Genomic DNA, 18,070 nt, shown 5'->3' with positions numbered 1-18,070 from the left:
GTGCACAGTCTGTGGGTCGGTCACTTGCCCAGCACCGCCTGCATGACCGACTTGGCGATGGGTCCGGCCAGGCGTCCACCGGCGATCTCGTCGCGCGCGGTGTCGCTGGACTCGACGAGCACCGCGACCGCGACTTCCTTGTCGCCGTCCTTGGCGTACGAGACGAACCACGCGTAGGGGGGGCGGTCGGGCGTCGACTGGGCGGTGCCGGTCTTGGCGCCGACCTCGACGCCCGGGATCTGGGCCGACGTCGCGGTGCCGCTCGTGACGGTGCTGACCATCATCTCGCGCAGCTTGGCCGCGGTGGACGAGCTGACGGCCTCGCTGAGCCGCTCGGGCTGGGTCTTGTCGAGCACGCGCAGGTTGGGGGCGCGGACGGTGTCGACGACGTACGGCTTCATGACGTCGCCGTCGTTGGCGATGCCGGCGGCGACCATCGCCATCTGCAGCGGGGTGGCCGCGACGTCGTACTGACCGATGCCGGTCTGGCCGAGCTGCGGCGGCTCGAGCTTGGTGCCCGGCGTGGTGAAGCGGCTGGGGCTGGAGGCCAGACCGTCGATGGGATCGGTGCCGAAGCCGAACTTGGCGGCCTGCGCGGCCAGCTTCTCCTGGCCGATGTCGAGCGCGAGACCGCCGAAGGCCACGTTGCACGAGACGTTGAGGGCGCGCTCGAACGTGATCCGGTTGCCGCCGCAGTTGCCGCCGTTCTCGTTGGGCAGCGTGTAGCCGTAGCCGGGGAACTTGAGCGTGGTGCCGGCCTTGACCTTGTCGTCGATGTCGTTGACGACGCCGTTCTCGAGCGCGGCCGCAGCGGTGATGAGCTTGAAGGTCGAGCCCGGCGGCAGCGTCTGGACGGTCGACCGGTTGGTGAGGGGCTGGTCGGCGTCGGCGTTGAGCTCCTTCCAGGCCTGCTGCACCTGGTCGAAGTCGTGGCTCGCCAAGGCGTTGGGGTCGTACGACGGCTGCGAGACCATCGCGAGCACGGCCCCGGTGCGCGGGTCGATCGCCGCGACGGCCCCCTTGGTGTCGCCGCCGAGCCGCTTGAGCCCCTCGGCCGCCGCCTTCTGGGCCAGGGGGTCGATCGTCAGCTCGACGCTGCCGCCCTTGGGCTGCTTGTTGGACACGAGGTCGACCACGCGGTTGACGAAGAGTCGGTCGTCGCTGCCCGAGAGCACGTCGTTCTCGGTGCTCTCGACCGAGCTGCGTCCGTAGATGTACGAGAAGTAGCCGGTCAGCGGCGCGTAGAGGTCCTTGTCGGGGTACGTGCGCTGGAACTTGTACTCGTCCTTGCTCTTGACGCTCTCGGCGACGGACTTGCCGTCGACGAGGATCGCGCCGCGGTCGCGCGAGAACTCCTCGTTGATGACGCGGCGGTTGCCGTTCTTGCTGTTGAGCGAGTCGGCCTCGACGAACTGGACGTAGTTGGCGTTGATGATCAGCGCCAGGAACAGCACGAGGCAGGCGACGGCGATGTTGCGGATGGGACGGTTCACGACATCCTCACCACCTGGGTCTCGTCGTTGCTGTCGAGCGACGAGATCTCGGGTGCGGGTCGGCGGGTCTGGTCACTGATGCGCAGCAGGAGGCCGATGATCGCCCAGTTCATGACGACGGACGAGCCGCCCTGGGCCATGAAGGGCGTCGTCAGACCCGTGAGGGGGATGAGTCGGGTGACGCCGCCCACGACGACGAACACCTGCAGGGCGAACGAGAACGCTAGGCCGGCGGCCAGCAGCTTGCCGAAGGCGTCGCGGCAGGTCAGGGCGATGCGCAGGCCCCGCTCGACGATCAGGCCGTAGATGACCAGGATCGCCATGAGGCCGGTGAGGCCGAGCTCTTCGCCCATCGATGCGGCGATGAAGTCGGAGAACGAGAAGGGCGTCAGCTGCGGGCTGCCCTGCCCGAGGCCCTGCCCGAGCAGGCCGCCGTGGGCGAGGCCGAACAGGCCGTTGATGACCTGACCGTTGCGGTCGGGATCGCCGAAGGGGTCGAGCCAGGCGTCGAAGCGCACGCGGACGTGGCCGAAGGCGGCGTAGCCGAAGTAGGCCCCGGCGCCGAACAGCAGCCCGCCCACGACGATCCAGCCGGGACGCTCGGTGGCCACGTAGAGCATCACGACGAACAGCCCGAAGAACAGCAGCGAGGAGCCGAGGTCGCGCTGGAACACCAGGATGCCGACGCTGATGAGCCAGCACGCCAGGATCGGACCGAGGTCGCGCCCGCGCGGCAGGTCGATGCCGAGGATGCGCCGACCCGCGAGTGCGAGTGCGTCTCGCTTGACCACGAGGTAGCCGGCGAAGAAGATCGCCAGGCAGACCTTGGCAGCCTCGCCGGGCTGGAAGCTGAAGCCGAGCAGGACGACCCAGATGCGGGCGCCGTTGATGGTCTGGCCGACGCCGGGGATCAGCGGCAGGATCAGCAGGCCGATCGCCGCGGCGCCGAACGTGTAGGTCAGCGTCTGCAGGCGGCGGTGGTCGCGCACCGCCACGAGGATGCCGGCGAACGCCGCGATGCCCACGGCGGTCCAGACCAGCTGGGAGTTGGCGAAGGCGGCGCGGTCGGGGTTGATCTGCTGGCGGCCGATGTCGAGCCGGTAGATCATCGCCAGGCCGAGCCCGTTGAGGGCGATGACCAGCGGCAGCAGCACCGGGTCGGCGTACGGCGCGACGCGGCGGACGATCAGGTGGGTCGCGATCGCGACGACGATCAGGGCGCCGCCCAGCTTGTAGGTGTCGGCAGGGATGCGCCCCTCGGCGCCGAGACCCACCGAGGCGTAGGCGGCCACGCCGATGAACACGGCCAGGAAGGTCAGGAAGAGCTCTGCCCCGCGCCGCTTGCGGGGGACCCACACGGGCGTGGTCATCGGGTCCAGACCGCCGGGGTCGCCGTGGACGGGGAGGTCGCGGCCGGATCGGGCGCGGGCGTCGTCGGTGCCGGGCTGCTCGGGGTGGTGGGTGCCGGCGTCGTCGGGATCACGTCGAGCTCTTTGATGGTCTGGAGGGCGTCGGCCTTGCTGGACGCCTCGATGCCGTCCTCGATCTCACGACGCTGGAAGTCGGTCAGCGACGCCAGCGCGATGTCGGTGGTCTCGTCGACGTGGCTGAGCGTGAGGCCGGGGATGTCGGCCTGCACGCCGCGGAAGACCACGACCTTGCCGTTGTCGTCGGAGACGTAGTACTGCGTCTGCGACCACTTGTAGGCCACGGCGCCGACACCGGCGAGGATCGCGCCGAGCACGACGATGCCGATCGTCCACCGCACCCAGCGCCGGCGGCTCGGCGGACGGGGCGCGTAGCGCAGCTCTTCGGGATCGGGAGCCTGCGCGCGCTTGCCCGACACCTTGGTGTCGGGTCCGGAGGCGGCCGCGCCGGCACGGGGGCGGTCTTGGCTGGCGGCGGCGCCGACGAGCTGCGGCTGGCCGTCGGCGCACGCCAGGTGCTCGTCGGGCTCGGCGTCCTGCGCGACGAACTCGGCGATCACGACCGTGACGTTGTCGACGCCGCCGCCCTCGAGCGCCAGGCGGATGAGCTCGGTCGCGGCGACGTCGATCGTCTCGGCGCCGAGGGCGCGGGCGATGGCGGGGTCCTCGACCATGTCCGAGAGGCCGTCGCTGCACAGCAGGTAGCGGTCGCCGAGCACGGGCTGCACCCAGCTGAGGTCGGCGCCGTTGTCGTCGCGGCCGAGCATCGCGCGCAGGATGAGCGAGCGGTGCGGGTGGGTGCGGGCCTCGGCCTTGGAGATGCGGCCCTCGTCGATCAGGCTCTGCACAAAGGTGTGGTCGGTGCTGAGCTGCTGCAGGTCGCCGCCCCGCAGGCGGTAGACGCGCGAGTCGCCGATGTGCGCGAAGGCGAACTTCTCGCCGTCCCACAGCAGCGCGTCGAGGGTCGTGCCCATGCCCTCGACCGCCGGGTCGCGCGCGATGATGTCGGCGAGGCGCTGGTTGGCGTCGATGACGGCGGCGTCGAGCTCGTCGATCGCATCGGCCTCGAGCTCGCGGTCGAGCTGGCGGATGACGTGCAGCGTCTCGGACGAGGCGATCTCGCCGGCCGCCGCGCCGCCCATGCCGTCGGCGATGACGAGCAGGCGGTCGCTGGCGTAGCCGGAGTCCTCGTTGTCGGCGCGGCGCAGACCGGTGTCGGTCAGGGCGACGTAGCGGTAGGTGAGGGCGGTCATGGCCTACTTCTGCAGCTCGACGATGGTCTTGCCGAGACGCACCTGGATGCCCAGGCCGATCGGGATGGGCGTCGTGATGCGCTGGCTGCCGAGGTAGGTGCCGTTGGTCGAGCCGAGGTCTTCGACGAACCACTGCTCGCCGTTGGTGGCGAAGCGGGCGTGGCGCGTGGACACGTAGTCGTCGTCGAGGCGGATCGCGGCGTCGGTGCCCCGGCCGAGCAGGATCGGCTCGTCGCCGAGGGGCACGCTCTGGCCCGCGTTGGGGCCGTCGACGATCTTGAGCGTCGTGGGGTTGCCCCGGGGTGTCTTGCGCGACTTGCCGGACCTGCCCTTGGTGGGCGCGGCCTTCTGCTTGGGCTGCCGCGGCTGCGAGGGCGCCTTGGTGCCGAAGATGTCGGAGCGGATCACCGACACGGCCGACAGGACGAACAGCCACAGGACGGCCAGGAAGCCGAGCTTGATCAGCGTCAGGGTGAGCTCGGACATCACGTCACTTCCGTCATGCGGATGATGATCACGGTGTTGCCCAGCCGGATCTCCGAGCCGTCGGCGACGACGGCGGTGGAGACGCGGTGCCCGTTGAGCACCACGCCGTTGGTGGAGTCGAGGTCGACGATCGTGACGGTGGTCTCGGCGCCGCTCTGGTGGATCTTGATCTGCGCGTGGCGGCGCGAGATGCCGGGGTCGTCGATCTTGAGCTCGGCCTCGTTGCCGCGGCCGATCACGACGCCCGGAGGGCTGAGCGGGTGCCTCATCCCGTTGACCTCGAGGATCACGTCAGCGGAGCGGACGGCCGTCTCGGTCATCCGCTGGCCGGCGACCGGGGTGACGGCGGCCGTGGTCTTGCTGCGCACGCGGAAGCGTCCGGTGCTGAGGTCGTTGACCATCTTGAAGGCGATCGCGAACTGGCCGGCCATCGTGTAGCGCTGCTCGACGACATGCTCCTTGACGAGCGTCTCGAGCTCTTCGGCGAGCGTCGTGCTGAACGGGTTGAGCCGCTCGAAGTCGGACGGCGCCAGCTCGACGGTGAAGTCGTTGGGCACGAGCATCCGCTCGCGCGAGAGGATGTGCGCGGAGTTGTCGACCTCGCGCTGAAGGGCAGCGGCGATCTCGACCGGCTGCACCGCACTGCGGAACGCGCGCGCGAACGCGCCGGTCACGGCACCCTCCAGGCGTTGCTCGAATCGCTGCAGCACCCCCGCCATGGACACACGCCTTCCGTTCGGATCAATGATGTTCCCTGCGATGGTATCGGGACTCCCCGACGAGGCGCCCCAACCGCAGAGGTCGGGCGCGGGGGAAACCTACCCGACGGGGCCTGTTAGACTTGGTGACCGGTCCTTCGGGACCATGCGCGGGTGGCGGAATGGTAGACGCGCTGGCTTCAGGTGCCAGTGTCCGCAAGGGCGTGGGGGTTCAAATCCCCCCTCGCGCACAGACACGAGAAGGCCCCGACCGAATCAGGTCGGGGCCTTCGTGCGTGTCCCCGGGCCGCGTGTCGCGGGCGGAACACGTTCCACCGTCCCGCGTGGGGGGCGCGCGCGTTGTCCGGCTTGTCGATCATGCTGTGGACGTCGGCGGGTCCTGAATCGGTGGCGCCGAACCAGAGGGGTGTCCGAGTGTCGCACTAGGCGGCTTTGACGGGCCTGAAGGTCAGGTCGTGCTCGCCGAGGACGAGGCAGCCCGGTCGGGTCGGTCTGACTACTCGGTCGACATCGACCGGATGGTCTGGATGAGACGTTCCGTGCGGGGGTTCTGCGGAAGGACGGCGATGAAGGTCCGGTCCGAGGCCTGAGGGTCCTGGTGATGCATCGCTGGATGTAGGAGGCCGCGGACCCAGTCGAGTCCCTCATGGAGCTCGGCCAGCGCGTCGGTTCGGCCTCCGCTGCGGGTCCAGCGGTTGAGGGTCGAGCGGTGGACGGAGTCCATCAGCGCGGCGATGCCCATGATCTCGTGGTCGGGAGTGGTGTCAGGGAGACGGGATCGCAGGAAGCGGCGGTTCTGCACCGCGTACTTGTCGTGCTCGACCACCTCGCGCTCGGCCAGCTGCGGGACGATCCGTGTGAGCTCGTAGCGACGCAGCACGAGGTCGGGGCGACTGATGAAGTCCCGCAGCGTCATCTCGGTCATCGACATCGTGATCTCGACGGCGTCGTCGTCGGGCGACGACTGCTCGAAGAAGCGGAGGATGTCCTGGCGTCGCCTGATGTGGTCGGGGAAGGGCAGCTCCTCCTTGCCCCCGAAGTGGCGGAAGATCGTGCGCCGCGAGACCCCCGCAGCGGTCGCGACGTCGTCAACGGTGACGTTGTCGTAGCCGTGCTCGATGAACAGCTGCAGGGCGACCTCCGAGACCTTGAAGGTGGTCTGGGTCTGCGCGTCCATCGGGTTCCCGTCGTCTCACGAACGACCTGCCCGGCGGCCGCTGCGACCTCATCCTAGGCGTGCCGGGGTGCCGTCCGGCGATGACGGACGGCACCCCGGCGCGCAATCAGCAGACGACGTTCACCGTGATCGGCGTGTTGAGGAACGTGATCTGCGGCGAGCAGCTCAGCCCTGCGCGTGCGGCGTCGATCGTGATCTCGGTGACGCCGTTGGCGTAGACCTCGAGCTTGTCCTGCACGGGCGTCACCGGAGCGGCGCCCCACGCGAGGTTGCGTCGCGTGAAGGACAGCGGCCCGTGGGTCCCCCCGGTGAGGGTGCCGGACGTCGTCGACACCGGCAGCACGGCCGGGTCGCCGCGTCCGGACGACAGCGAGCGGACGTCGACGTAGCCCGGCTGGGAGGCGTTGGAGAGCTTGATGTTGGACACCCAGTACGCGTGATTGGCCTTCGACAGGGCCACGCTGTCCTGGGCGGGTGCCAGGAAGTACGTGACGTGCGACGGGTTGCGGTCCACCTGCGAGTCGCCGAAGAAGCCGGTGACGTCGCCGTACTCGTCGTTGTTGGCGAGGGTGAGGTGCTGCGCGCCGGCGAACGTCCTGACGTCGAAGCGCAGGCCTGCGTTGTACGCGGCGGTGTACGGATTCTCGAACGAGGCAGCGGGAGCGCTCTCGTCGTTCTGGGCCACCCACGACTGCATCGGCAGGTTGCGCAGCGAGCGCAGCGTGTCGGTGGCCAGGGGGAAGGCGGCCACGATCGGGACGGCCTTGGCGAACAGGTCAGGCCACCGGGCCGCGACGCGCAGGGTGCCGGTGCCGCCTGCGGAGTACCCGGTCAGGTACGTGCGGGTGGAGTCGAGCGGGTAGTTGCGCGCGACGTCGGCCCAGGCCTCGAACAGATCGGCCTCGGCATAGGTGCGCCAGTACGAGTCGGGTCCACGACCGGCGGGCGAGATCGCTAACGTCGCGCGCGGAAGGTTCGTCATCTGGTCGATCATCGTGCTGCTCTGGAACTGGTTGTAGTTCGCGCTGAGCGAGTGCAGGGCGACGACCGTCGAGTACCCCGTGCTGGCCGGTGCGGTCGTCGGGACGAACAGGCCGTACGGCTGCAGCTGGCCGACGTAGCGACCCGTGCACTCGACGATCGCAGTGCCATAGAGCGCGTAGTAGGTGCCGTTGGGGGCGCAGTCCTTGGAGTAGTCGACGCCCTGCCCGAACGACTTGCTGCTGGCGAAGATGCGATCGATGTGTCCCGCCTTCGGCACGGCCGTGTCGTCCAGCACCCGACCGGCCAGCTTCGCGAAGTCGACGTCCGCGGAGATGCCGGACACGTCACCGGTGCGCAGCGTGTCCGCCTGCCCGCGCTCCCGCCAGAACTTGGCCTCCTGCGCGACGGCGGCCTTGCCGTCGGTCGTGTTGTTGAAGTAGCCGGCCGACAGGTCGGCCAGCGGCTCGTCGGTCCGGAAGGCGAGGTTGAAGATCGCCGCCTTGGTGGGGGATGCGCCGCCCGGCTTGGTCGTGGACGCCGTCGCGGCGGGGACGAGGTAGGTGTTGGCCGTCGTGTCCCACAGACCCGTTCCCATCGACATGCGGACCGTGCTCGTGCCCGGGTTCCACGCGGCGTGGGGGATGCGGACGTCGACCTGTCGGCGCACGGTGTCGACCGTGACGGTCGGCGCCGGCGAGATGGTGGCTCCGGTCGCCGCATCGGTCAGCGTGGCCACGGATCCGTGGACCGTGAGGAACCTCGATGCGCGAGACGACACGCCGGCCTGGCCCGGCCAGCTGCGCGGCGTGGACGAGTCGCCGAGAGCGATCGTGAAGGCCGTGCGGCTGGAGTCGAGCATCGTGTTGAGGGTCGCCCGGAAGGCGGTCGAGTCGGCCAGCGGCTTGACGCGGAGCTCCACGAGATCCGCGGCGTTGTTGGCGAACGTGCCTTGGCTCTTGGGGTAGGTCAGCGTGCCCCGCTTGGGCGAGAAGTCCCCGCCCACGAACGGATCCGTGGAGTCGGCCGTGCCGTACGCGCCGTGGTCGTCGAACAGGAAGTCCTGGTAGAGGAACTCGCCCTGCGCGTACTTCTCGGCGCCGGAGACCAGGATCGGCGGGGCGGTCCAGATGCCGGTGTTCTCCAGCTGGGGAGCCTGCGGGGCGGGCGCGTACAGCTGGTCGGGTCCGGGTCGCTGCGTGCTGCCGGCAGCGGCTGCGGGACCGGCTGTCGTCACGGGAGAGGCGGCGATCGCGGCGACCCCGACGGCGGCGGCCAGTGATGCGGTGACGCGACGTCGGAGCCGCATCGATGTTCGAGTGGGCATGACTACTCCTTGGCACTGAGTGCCCTCAGATGGCACTTCGTGCCGCAGTGTGTCACGCATCACACCTGTCCACAAGAGGTGGACGCGGCGATGTCAGGACGGCGCCGACCGCAGCTCGTGCAGGCGCAGGGCGACGTGGAGCTGGAGGGCCCGATCGGGGGACCTCCAGTCGTCGCCGAGGATCGAGTCGACGCGGTCCAGCCGCTTGACCAGCGTGTTGAGGTGCACGTGCAGGTCGTCGGCCGTGCGTCTCAGGTGCCCGGCGTGCTTGAAGTACGCGGTCAGGGTCGGGACGAGGGCGGTCGACCGACGCGCGTCGTGGTCGACGAGCGACGTCAACGAGGTGTCGAGGAATCGGTCGAGATCGTCACGACGCTCGCTGTCGAACAGCAGGGCGAACATCGCGAAGTCGCCGGTGGTCGCTCCTCGGTCGGACACGCCGAGGGTCTGCATCAGCGCGGCGCACCGGACGGCCAGGAGATGGGCGGCTCCCCAGCGCTCGTCGGCGACGCGCTCGGCGACCACGCGCACGGGTGAGCCGAGCTCCCGCTTGAGGCGCGCATGGATCGTCCGCGCCGCCTGGGGCGCGTCGGTGGCGCTCAGCAACATGGTCGCGTGCCCGAGGTGCTCCCCGGCCACGCCCGACCACTCGTGCGACATCGCGTGCAGGCGCCGACCGACCTCGGCCGCCCCGCGCGTGTCGGACTCGGCCACCACGAGGACGTCGAGGGCACCGACGTCGACGCCGCGGGTCTGTGCCCGGGACCGCAGGCCTGGACCGATCGGCCCGGCGGCGAGCAGCAGCTCGGTCAGCAGCTCACCGCTGACCCGCTCCTCAGCCTCGGCGACCGCGGTCTCCTTCAGGATCAGCAGGCCCATGATCTGCGCCGCGCGCTCGAGGGTGCGGATGTCGCCCGCGGCCGGCTCGTACGAGCGGGTCAGCAGCAGCACGCCGAGGTGGGTGTCGCCCGCCTGCACGGTGGCGGCGCTGTTGTAGACGCCGGTCCGGTCGGTCGTCGTGGCCCAGCGGCCGGACTGCCGCGCCTGCTCGACGGCGTCGGGGGAGGGCCGCGGGACGGTCAACGCCGCGACGTCGGGGCCGTGCGTGCACGTGGCGACGACGGCGCCCGAGCGGTCGAACACCGTGACGGCGCCGTGCAGGTGCTCGACGAGCAGCTGGGCGATCTCCTGGGCGCCGCCGCCCGTCAGGACGACCCGCGTGAGCGATTCGTGCACCGACTGCGCCCGCTCCATCACCGCGACCTGCTGCTCGATCGTGGCGTACGCGTCCTGCAGCTCGCGGAGCGCCGAGCGGCTCTCGGCGTAGAGGCGGGCGTTGTTGAGGGCGACCGCCGCGTGATCGGCGAAGGCGCTCAGCAGGGCGACCTCGTCGTTCTCGAAGGGACGTTCGGTGCGGTCCGCGGCGAACAGGACGCCGATGACCTCGCCGCGCACGAGCAGCGGCACACCCAGCAGAGCCACCATCCCCTCGGGGGTCACGAGGTCGTCGAACGTCTCGTCGTGGAGCACGTCGCGCGTGGCGAGGTAGTTCGACACCCACGCGGCGGCCCCCGTGGCGATGACCCGACCGCCGACGCCGGTGCCCGACGGGATGTGGGCCGCGCGGAAGGCCGGCGAGATGGTGCCTTGCGACGCCGTCACCGTCAGCTCGCCGTCGTCCCCGAGCAGCGACAGGTAGGTGAAGTCGGTGCCGACCAGCTCGTGCGCCTCACGCACGATCGAGTCGAGCACGGCGTCGATCTCGCCCAAGGCCGTGAGGGAGCGGGCCGTGGCGTACAGCGAGCTGAGCTCGCGCTCGCGCCGCAGTCGATAGGTGACGAGATCCGGACTCGCGGGGGACCGCGCATCGATGCTGGACATGGGCACCTCGCAGTGGCTGTTCGACACACCATGTGCCGCCGAACAGTGTAGGTAACGACCCTGATCTGTGTGGCGCAGGACACCTACGGTTCTACGCAGCAGCTGTGTGGCACACGCCACAGGCGCCGTGCCCACAAGGAGTTGTCCATGATCCGTCGTCGTCTCGTCTCTCGTCCCGTCTCGCTCCGCGCCCGTCTCGGCGTCGCCGTCGTCGGGCTCGCCCTCGTCTCCGCCGCCTGCGGAGGCGGCTCGTCGTCCGACGGTGGCGACACGCCGGCGGGCGGCAGCGGGGGCTTGAAGGGCAAGACCATCAACTTCGTCGGCTACGGCAACGACAACCCGTGGGGCGCCTACTTCAACGGCGTCTTCACCAAGAAGCTCGAGGCCGAGGGCGCCAAGGTCGTCGACCTCACCACGATGGATCCCGGCACTGCCGTGCAGAACGTCAACCAGGCCATCTCCAACAAGCCGGACCTGATCGTGACGGCGTTGCTCGACACGTCGTCCATGGTGGTGCCGATCAAGAAGGCCAAGCAGGCCGGCGTGCCGGTGCTCGTGTTCGACGGCCGCCCCGATCCGCAGGTCGACGACGACGTCATGCAGGTCATCTCGGACAACGAGGCCGTCGGCAAGGCCGCCGCGGACAACCTCATCGAGGGTCTGAAGGCGCAGGGCAAGGAGTCGGCCAAGATCATCGCGATCACCGGCACCAAGTCGTCTCTGGTGACGCAGGACCGGCTCAAGGCCTTCGACCAGCAGATGGCCACCGCACCGCAGTACGAGGTCATCGAGACCCAGGACGGCAACTGGGACCCGACGCTGTCGGGCAAGATCGCCACGCAGCTGTTCGCCAAGTACGGCTGCGACGGGATCCAGGGTGCCTACGGCATGGCCGACTACCAGGCGCTGCCCATCATCGCGTCCGCGAAGCAGGCCGGGTGCGAGGTCGCCGGCGACACCGGCCTGGTCGTGACGAGCAGCAACTGCTTCAAGGCCGGCATCGAGGCCATCCAGGCGGGCGACCTGTACGGCACCGCGACCGAGGACCCGGGCACGATCGCCAACCAGACCGCCGACTACGTCATCCGGTACTTCGACGGTGCGAAGCCGCCGAAGAAGGAGGTCGTCAAGGAAGAGCGCGTGACGGCCGCGAACGTCGCGGAGTTCGCGGCGCAGTGCAGCAACGCATGACCTCCTCACCCTCGTCCGCGCGGATCGGCGACGTGCTGGTCCGCGTGGACGGCCTGGTCAGGACGTACGGCAGCACGCGAGCCGTCCGCGGCGCGTCCTTCGACGTCCAGGCCGGCGAGATCCATGCGCTGTGCGGCCACAACGGCGCCGGCAAGAGCACCGTCGTGAAGATGCTGTCGGGCCAGGAGAGTCCCGACGCCGGGACGATCCACCTCGCCGGCCGGCTCGTCGACCTCGGCAGCCGGCAGGCGGCCCAGCGGGGCGGGGTCGCTCTCGTCGACCAGGAGCTCAGCGTCGTGCCGGCCCTGACGGTCATGGAGAACCTCATGCTCGGCGATCCCCAGGTGGGATGGCTGGATCGCCGCAGGACAGCGGCCCGTCGCTTCCGGCCGGTGCTGGACGACCTGGGGCTCGGCCACCTCCGGCTGGACCAGCCGTTGACCGACCTCGGCATCGGAGAACGCCAGCTCGTCGAGATCGCCCGGGCCCTCGGCCAGCAGGCACGACTGGTGATCCTCGATGAGCCGACCGCCACGCTCAGCGACGTCGAGAGCGCCCACGTGTACTCGGCGGTCCGCAAGGTCGCCGCCTCCGGGTGCTCGGTGCTGTTCGTGTCCCACCGGCTCGGAGAGGTGCTGGAGCTGTGCGACACGGTGACGGTGATGCGCGACGGCGACGTCGTCGCCACGACGTCGACCGCCGACCTGACCGTCGAGAGCCTGATCGTGCAGATGCTGGGCGAGCTGCCCGAGCGTCCCGACCGACGACTCGACCAGGACACCGAGTCGGAGGTCCTCGCCAGGATCGACGGTCTGTCCGTGCCGGGTCGGGTCGACGGTATGAGCATGACGTTGCACGCCGGTCGCGTCCACGCGGTCGCCGGGCAGCTCGGCTCCGGCGCCTCGGAGGTGCTGCGGGCACTGGCCGGGCTCGAGCCCGGAGCGTCCGGGTCAGCCGTCGTCGACGGTTGCCCCGTACACCTCGGGCATCCCTCCGGCGCCGCCAGGGCCGGCATCGCCTTCGCGTCGAACGACCGCAAGTCCGAGGGGCTGTTCCTCGACAAGCCCATCGCCTGGAACCTCCTCGCGACCCGCCTGGGTCACCTCACCCGGCTCGGAGTGATCCGAGGCGGCCGGTGGTCCTCGTCCCTGGCTCGTCTGGTCGCGCTGTGCGGCCTGGACCCGAAGCGCTCCGGGCACTCCGTGGGTTCGCTGAGCGGCGGCAACCAGCAGAAGGTCTTCGTCGGTCGCAGCCTCGGGCGCGACGACGTGCGGGTGCTCCTGCTCGACGACCCGACCCGTGGGGTCGACGTTGGCGGACGGGCGGCGATCCACGCGCTGCTGCGGGACGCCGCGGACAGCGGCATGGCCGTGCTGTTCGCCTCGACCGAGCTCGAGGAGCTCCTCGACCTGGCCGACGTCGTCACGACGATGCACCAGGGCAAGGTCGTCGGTCGCCACGCCGGGCGGACGAGCGGCGCGCTACTGCTGAGGGAGATGACCCACGGCAGTGCGGCGGACGAGCCGTCAGCCCCCGCCGAGCAGCCCCCCGGACGAGCCGAGAAGAGAGAGGTCCACGCGTGACCACGTTGACAGAACCCCCCGTGGCGACCGCTGCCGCGGAGCACGGCTCCCGGGAACCGGGGAGGCGCAAGCCCACGGCGAGTGATCTCGTCGTGGTGCTGGCGGTGCTCGCCGTCGTCGCGCTCGGGCTGACCACCGACCGCTTCGTGACGGTCGCCAACGCGAAGGCCATCGTCACGTCCGCGAGCCTGGTCGGGATCGCAGCCCTGGGTCTGACCCTCGTGATGATCGGGGGCTCCGCGGTCTCGCTGGCCATCTCGCAGACCGTCGCGGCCGTCGGCATGATCTTCCTGTCGGCGCAGTCCCTCGGACTGGTCCCGGCCCTGGTGCTGGCGATCGTGGGCGGAGCGGCCATCACGGCCCTGCAGGGCGCCGTCGTCGGCTACGCCGCGGCCAACCCCGTCGTCCTGACGATCGCGGCGAGCTTCGCGATCACGGGCATCGCCACCGGCGTCAGCGGCGGTTCATCCGTGTCGGCGTCCGGGCGAGGCTACGACCACCTGAACGCGACGCCAGGCGGGCTCGCGCTCAGCGTTTACGTGCTGATCGCGCTCGTCGTGGTCGTGGAGTGGGTGCTGCGCCGCACGAGGTTCGGGCGGACGCTGTACCTCGTCGGCGAGAACCGACCCGCGGCCCGCGCGGCCGGGATGGCCGTGGGTCGCACGACGGCCGTCGCCTGGGCGATCGCCGGGGCCCTGTTCGCCGTGACGGCGGCCTTCACCGCTGCGTTCAACACGTCGGCCAACGTCAACCTCGGCGGCACGCTGACGTTCGACGCCATCGCCGCCGTCCTCGCGGGAGGAACGCCCATCTCGGGCGGCCGCGGCTCCGCCGTGCGGACGCTCGCAGGCGCCGTGCTGATCGCCGCGGTCTCGGACATCCTCCTGCTGCGCGGCTACTCGACGGGGGTCCAGGTCATGGTCAAGGGACTCATCGTCCTGTTCGTCGTCGTCATCGTCCACGTCCGCACGAAAGGCAGGCACGCATGAGGCTCTCGTCGCTCACCCGTCCGGAGTCGCTGGTGCCCCTGGTCGCCCTCGGCACCACGGTCGTCGCCTTCGCGCTGCTGCCGGCCTACACGGACTCCGGCATCGCGTCCTTCGACGTCTACAACACGTTCCAGATCTTCGCCCGGCTCGGGCTCGTCGCCCTGGCGCTGGGACTCACGATGATCGCCGGCGAGTTCGACCTGTCCGTCGTCGGCACCTACGCGCTCGGGGGGATGCTGGCCGTGCAGGCAGGCCAGGACAGCTGGGCTACCGGCGTGCTCGTCGCCGTCGGTGCGGGGGCTGCCATCGGCCTGGTCCAGGGACTGGTGATCGCCGGGCTCAAGATCCCGTCGATGCCGGTCACCCTCGCGACCTACATCGCCCTGCTGGGTCTGACGAGCTCGCTGTCGGACGGTCTCAGCAAGACGTACTCGAACGCCTCGGTGACGTTGTGGGTCGACCAGACGGTGCTGACCTTCTTCTCGCCACGGAGTCTCATCACCCTCGGCCTGTTCGGGGTCGCCGCACTCGTGCTGGGCGTGTCGCGGTGGGGGCGCGAGCTGCGGGCGATCGGTGGCGACCGGCGCGCGAGCCGGGTCGCCGGTGTCAGGGTCGACCGACTGGTCGTCGGCACGTTCGTCGCCTCGGGCGTGCTGTCCGCGCTCGGCGGAGCACTGCTGAGCTTCAGCCTCGGATCGGCCAATCCCGACCCGGGCGTCCAGCCGCTGATCCTGGCCGCCGCCGCGGCGCTCCTCGGCGGGGTGTCCCTCGCCGGAGGACGCGGCACCCCGATCGGCCTGCTCGGCGGGATGCTGGCCGTCGCCCTGCTGGCCGAGGTCGTCACCGTCGCCGCCCTGCCGGCCTACGTCACGCAGCTGTTCTACGCCGCCCTGCTGGTCGTCATCGTCGTCATCGACGCGCCGGACCTGCGCAACGGACTGGTGCGAGCCCGCACCCGTCTGCGTCCTCCAGCGCCCACCGCACCGTCTACCCGCAACGACACCGGAGCCCTCCATGCCTGAGCCGACCCTGATCTTCTCCGACCTCCGCTTCCCCGAGGGGGCGCGGTGGCGCGACGGACGCCTGTGGTTCTCCGACATGCACACCGGCCAGGTGTTCTCCTCCGACCCCGGGGCTCGGACGCTCGAGGAGGTGACGGTCGTCGACGACCAGCCGTCCGGGCTGGGCTGGCTGCCGGACGGGTCGCTGCTCATCAGCTGCATGACCGATCGTGTCGTCCGCCGGCTGGGTCCTGACGGAGCCCTGGAGGACTTCGCCGACGTGTCACACCTGACCAGGTCTCCCATCAACGACCTGGTGACGATGCCGGACGGGCGTACGTTCCTCGGCGGGTTCGGCTACGACCTGTACGCCGACGCTCCTCAGCGCCCGGGGCCGATCTTTCGCATCGACGCGGACGGCAGGCCGGTCGTGGTCGACGAGGACATGGTCTTCCCGAACGGATCGGTCGTCCTGCCGGGCACGTCGACCTTGGTGGTGGCGGAGACCTGGGCGGCACGGTTGACCGCCTTCGACATCGACGACCGGGGCGATCTCGTGGACAAGCGGGTGTGGGCCGAGCTGCCACCGGGCTCGACGCCCGACGGCATCTGCGTCGATGCCCTCGGAGCGGTGTGGGTGTCGTCGATCGGCACGTCCGAGTTCATCCGCGTCGAGGAGGGTGGGCGGGTCACCCGGACCATCGGGGTCGACGGACGCTGCGCCACGGACTGCGTGCTGGGCGGCCCCGACGGCACGACGTTGTTCCTGCTGACCTCGAACAGCTGGCAGCCGTCCGAGACCTCGGTGCGGTCGGGCCGCGTCGAGGCCGTCGAGGTCGACGTCGCGGGACCGACGACCTGATGGACGCGTCGATGCAGGACCGCCCGCTGACGATCGCACACATCTTCGAGCGCGCCGAGCGACTCTTCGCCCGCAAGACGATCGTGGGGTCGTCGCCCGCCGGCACCACGTCGATCACCTACGCGCAGTGGGCCGGGCGCGTCCGCCGGCTCGCCACGGCGCTGGACCTGCTGGGGGTGCCGGAAGGGGCTCGCGTCGCCACGTTCGCGAACAACAGCCAGCAGCACCTCGAGCTGTACTTCGCGGTGCCGATCACCAAGCGGGTCGTGCACACGATCAACATCCGGCTGGCCGACGAGCACCTGCGCTACATCATCGACCACGCGGCCGACGACGTCGTGTTCGTCGATCGTGGCCTGCTGGCGCGGCTGTGGCCGCTGGCCGACTCGGTCGCGTCCGTGCGGCACTGGATCGTCCTGCCCGACGGCACGGACGCGGCCCTGCCGGCCGACCCACGTGTGCACGACTACGAGGACCTCATCGCCTCCGCCGCGCCCACGGAGGGCTCGTTCGCGGACGCCTTCGTCCTCGCGGACGAGGGATCTGCCGCCGGGCTGTGCTTCAGCTCGGGGACGACCGGCCTGCCGAAGGGCGTGGTCTACTCGCACCGCTCGACGGTGCTGCACTGCATGATGACCTTGTCCGCGGGCCTGCTCGGTCTCGAGGAGCGCGACACCGTCATGCCGGTCGTGCCGATGTTCCACGCCAATGCCTGGGGGCTGCCGCACGGCGCCATTATGGCCGGGGCTGATCTCGTCATGCCGGGTGCGTCGATGGCGCCGCACGACCTTCTCTCGCTCATCGCGGACCACGGCGTGACCGTGACGGCGGGCGTGCCGACGGTGTGGAACAGCATGGCTCCGCTGCTGACGGATTACGACCTGTCGACGCTGCGCATGGTTCTAGGCGGAGGCTCCGCCATCGCGCCAGCCCTCTCACAGGCTTGGCAAGAGGGGGCGGGTGTTCCCATCACCCACTCGTGGGGCATGACGGAAGCCAGCCCGGTCGCGGTCGTCGGGGGGACGCGCAGCTGGCACGACGACCTCGACGAACAGTCGCGGTTGGCCGTCCGGTCGGCGCAGGGACAGTCCGTCCCGCTCGTCGACCTGCGCATCGTCGACGTCGAGACCGGTCGGCACCAGCCATGGGATGGGGCGGCGATCGGGGAGCTGCAGGTCGCGGGGCCGTGGATCGCCTCGGGCTACCTCAACCACCCGGCACCCGACGCCTTCACAGCCGACGGCTGGCTCCGCACGGGTGACATGGCCACGATCGACGAGGACGGCTACCTGCGCCTCGTCGACCGGCTCAAGGACCTCATCAAGTCTGGAGGGGAGTGGATCTCATCGGTCGATCTCGAGAGCGCCCTGGTGTCACACCCCGACATCGTCGAGGCCGCCGTCATCGCCCGACCGGACGTGAAGTGGGTCGAGCGGCCCGTCGCGTGCATCGTGCGGCGACCCGACAGCTCGATGACCGCCGAGGACGTCATTGCCCACCTGCGACCGCTCGTCGCCACGTGGTGGCTGCCTGACGAGGTCGTCTTCATGGACGACCTCCCGAAGACCGGCACCGGCAAGCTCTCGAAGGTCACTCTCCGATCGACGATGCACTTCACATGAGGCACGTGCTTCTCTTGCGTCTTGGCGACGCGCCGTGGCCCGTGAGCCGGAATGCGGGTACCGGCCCTTCGTGCGTCG

General features: G+C 70.1%; 14 protein-coding genes and 1 tRNA gene. 7 read left to right on the top strand and 8 right to left on the bottom strand.

The features are described from left to right. Nucleotides 1–20: 20 nt before the first annotated feature. Genes DX116_RS05855 through DX116_RS05835 form a run of 5 tightly spaced genes read right to left on the bottom strand, consistent with a single transcriptional unit; the run spans nucleotide 21 to nucleotide 5,378 of the window. On the bottom strand, nucleotides 21–1,493 hold the full coding sequence (locus DX116_RS05855) for a peptidoglycan D,D-transpeptidase FtsI family protein (protein ID WP_119703217.1): 1,473 nt from the start codon (nucleotides 1,491–1,493) through the stop codon (nucleotides 21–23). Further along, nucleotides 1,490–2,863, bottom strand: coding sequence for an FtsW/RodA/SpoVE family cell cycle protein (locus DX116_RS05850; RefSeq protein ID WP_119703216.1), 1,374 nt, complete (start codon nucleotides 2,861–2,863; stop codon nucleotides 1,490–1,492). The genes DX116_RS05855 and DX116_RS05850 overlap by 4 nt, the downstream gene beginning before the upstream one ends. After that, complete coding sequence (locus tag DX116_RS05845) at nucleotides 2,860–4,173, bottom strand: PP2C family protein-serine/threonine phosphatase (protein WP_119703215.1); 1,314 nt, start codon at nucleotides 4,171–4,173, stop codon at nucleotides 2,860–2,862. The genes DX116_RS05850 and DX116_RS05845 overlap by 4 nt, the downstream gene beginning before the upstream one ends. 3 nt (nucleotides 4,174–4,176) lie before the next feature. Continuing rightward, nucleotides 4,177–4,659, bottom strand: a complete 483-nt coding sequence (locus tag DX116_RS05840; protein ID WP_119703214.1) for an FHA domain-containing protein FhaB/FipA — start codon at nucleotides 4,657–4,659, stop codon at nucleotides 4,177–4,179. Further along, nucleotides 4,659–5,378, bottom strand: a complete 720-nt coding sequence (locus DX116_RS05835; protein ID WP_119703213.1) for an FhaA domain-containing protein — start codon at nucleotides 5,376–5,378, stop codon at nucleotides 4,659–4,661. Before DX116_RS05835 ends, DX116_RS05840 begins: the two co-directional genes overlap by 1 nt. Before the next feature lie 147 nt (nucleotides 5,379–5,525). Here DX116_RS05835 and DX116_RS05830 point away from each other — a divergent pair. Then, nucleotides 5,526–5,608: transfer RNA gene (locus DX116_RS05830), tRNA-Leu, on the top strand. A 266-nt stretch (nucleotides 5,609–5,874) separates the two neighbouring features. On the opposite strand, the gene DX116_RS05825 is transcribed toward DX116_RS05830, so the two are convergent. The 3 genes from DX116_RS05825 to DX116_RS05815 form a co-directional block, all read right to left on the bottom strand. Continuing rightward, nucleotides 5,875–6,555, bottom strand: a complete 681-nt coding sequence (locus DX116_RS05825; protein WP_119703212.1) for a TetR/AcrR family transcriptional regulator — start codon at nucleotides 6,553–6,555, stop codon at nucleotides 5,875–5,877. Between the two features lie 106 nt (nucleotides 6,556–6,661). After that, a complete protein-coding gene (locus tag DX116_RS05820) occupies nucleotides 6,662–8,863 on the bottom strand; it encodes a prolyl oligopeptidase family serine peptidase (RefSeq protein ID WP_147393597.1) in 2,202 nt (733 codons plus the stop codon). A 93-nt stretch (nucleotides 8,864–8,956) separates the two neighbouring features. Then, nucleotides 8,957–10,744 carry a helix-turn-helix domain-containing protein gene (locus tag DX116_RS05815; RefSeq protein ID WP_119703210.1) on the bottom strand — a complete coding sequence of 596 codons (1,788 nt, stop codon included), beginning with the start codon at nucleotides 10,742–10,744 and terminating at the stop codon, nucleotides 8,957–8,959. 147 nt (nucleotides 10,745–10,891) lie between these two features. On the opposite strand from DX116_RS05815, the gene DX116_RS05810 reads away from it, so the two are divergent. From DX116_RS05810 to DX116_RS05785, 6 genes are read left to right on the top strand one after another with little or no spacing between them, the layout of a single operon-like run. Next, the gene (locus DX116_RS05810; RefSeq protein WP_119703209.1) at nucleotides 10,892–11,935 is read left to right on the top strand and encodes a sugar ABC transporter substrate-binding protein; all 1,044 of its coding nucleotides are present in this window, start codon (nucleotides 10,892–10,894) and stop codon (nucleotides 11,933–11,935) included. Continuing rightward, a complete protein-coding gene (locus DX116_RS05805; RefSeq protein ID WP_119703208.1) occupies nucleotides 11,932–13,518 on the top strand; it encodes a sugar ABC transporter ATP-binding protein in 1,587 nt (528 codons plus the stop codon). Before DX116_RS05810 ends, DX116_RS05805 begins: the two co-directional genes overlap by 4 nt. Next, complete coding sequence (locus tag DX116_RS05800; RefSeq protein ID WP_119703207.1) at nucleotides 13,515–14,507, top strand: ABC transporter permease; 993 nt, start codon at nucleotides 13,515–13,517, stop codon at nucleotides 14,505–14,507. Before DX116_RS05805 ends, DX116_RS05800 begins: the two co-directional genes overlap by 4 nt. After that, nucleotides 14,504–15,529, top strand: coding sequence for an ABC transporter permease (locus tag DX116_RS05795; protein ID WP_119703206.1), 1,026 nt, complete (start codon nucleotides 14,504–14,506; stop codon nucleotides 15,527–15,529). The genes DX116_RS05800 and DX116_RS05795 overlap by 4 nt, the downstream gene beginning before the upstream one ends. Beyond that, entirely contained in the window at nucleotides 15,522–16,370 is an 849-nt protein-coding gene (locus DX116_RS05790; RefSeq protein ID WP_119703205.1) for an SMP-30/gluconolactonase/LRE family protein, read from the top strand. Before DX116_RS05795 ends, DX116_RS05790 begins: the two co-directional genes overlap by 8 nt. Then, a complete protein-coding gene (locus DX116_RS05785) occupies nucleotides 16,370–17,992 on the top strand; it encodes a long-chain fatty acid--CoA ligase (RefSeq protein WP_119703204.1) in 1,623 nt (540 codons plus the stop codon). Before DX116_RS05790 ends, DX116_RS05785 begins: the two co-directional genes overlap by 1 nt. Nucleotides 17,993–18,070: the final 78 nt, after the last annotated feature.

This window comes from Aeromicrobium endophyticum (assembly GCF_003586285.1).
Classification (GTDB): Bacteria; Actinomycetota; Actinomycetes; order Propionibacteriales; family Nocardioidaceae; genus Aeromicrobium; species Aeromicrobium endophyticum.
The sequence above is the reverse complement of the archived record's forward strand: the minus strand, read 5'-3'. Positions and strand labels throughout refer to the sequence as shown.

Coding starts and splice junctions, on each gene's coding strand:
- DX116_RS05815 (WP_119703210.1), bottom strand. CDS start 10,744: ATGTCCAGCATCGATGCGCGGTCCCCCGCGAGTCCGGATCTCGTCACC.
- DX116_RS05785 (WP_119703204.1), top strand. CDS start 16,370: ATGGACGCGTCGATGCAGGACCGCCCGCTGACGATCGCACACATCTTC.
- DX116_RS05790 (WP_119703205.1), top strand. CDS start 15,522: ATGCCTGAGCCGACCCTGATCTTCTCCGACCTCCGCTTCCCCGAGGGG.
- DX116_RS05820 (WP_147393597.1), bottom strand. CDS start 8,863: ATGCCCACTCGAACATCGATGCGGCTCCGACGTCGCGTCACCGCATCA.
- DX116_RS05850 (WP_119703216.1), bottom strand. CDS start 2,863: ATGACCACGCCCGTGTGGGTCCCCCGCAAGCGGCGCGGGGCAGAGCTC.
- DX116_RS05795 (WP_119703206.1), top strand. CDS start 14,504: ATGAGGCTCTCGTCGCTCACCCGTCCGGAGTCGCTGGTGCCCCTGGTC.
- DX116_RS05810 (WP_119703209.1), top strand. CDS start 10,892: ATGATCCGTCGTCGTCTCGTCTCTCGTCCCGTCTCGCTCCGCGCCCGT.
- DX116_RS05835 (WP_119703213.1), bottom strand. CDS start 5,378: ATGGCGGGGGTGCTGCAGCGATTCGAGCAACGCCTGGAGGGTGCCGTG.
- DX116_RS05845 (WP_119703215.1), bottom strand. CDS start 4,173: ATGACCGCCCTCACCTACCGCTACGTCGCCCTGACCGACACCGGTCTG.
- DX116_RS05840 (WP_119703214.1), bottom strand. CDS start 4,659: ATGTCCGAGCTCACCCTGACGCTGATCAAGCTCGGCTTCCTGGCCGTC.
- DX116_RS05805 (WP_119703208.1), top strand. CDS start 11,932: ATGACCTCCTCACCCTCGTCCGCGCGGATCGGCGACGTGCTGGTCCGC.
- DX116_RS05825 (WP_119703212.1), bottom strand. CDS start 6,555: ATGGACGCGCAGACCCAGACCACCTTCAAGGTCTCGGAGGTCGCCCTG.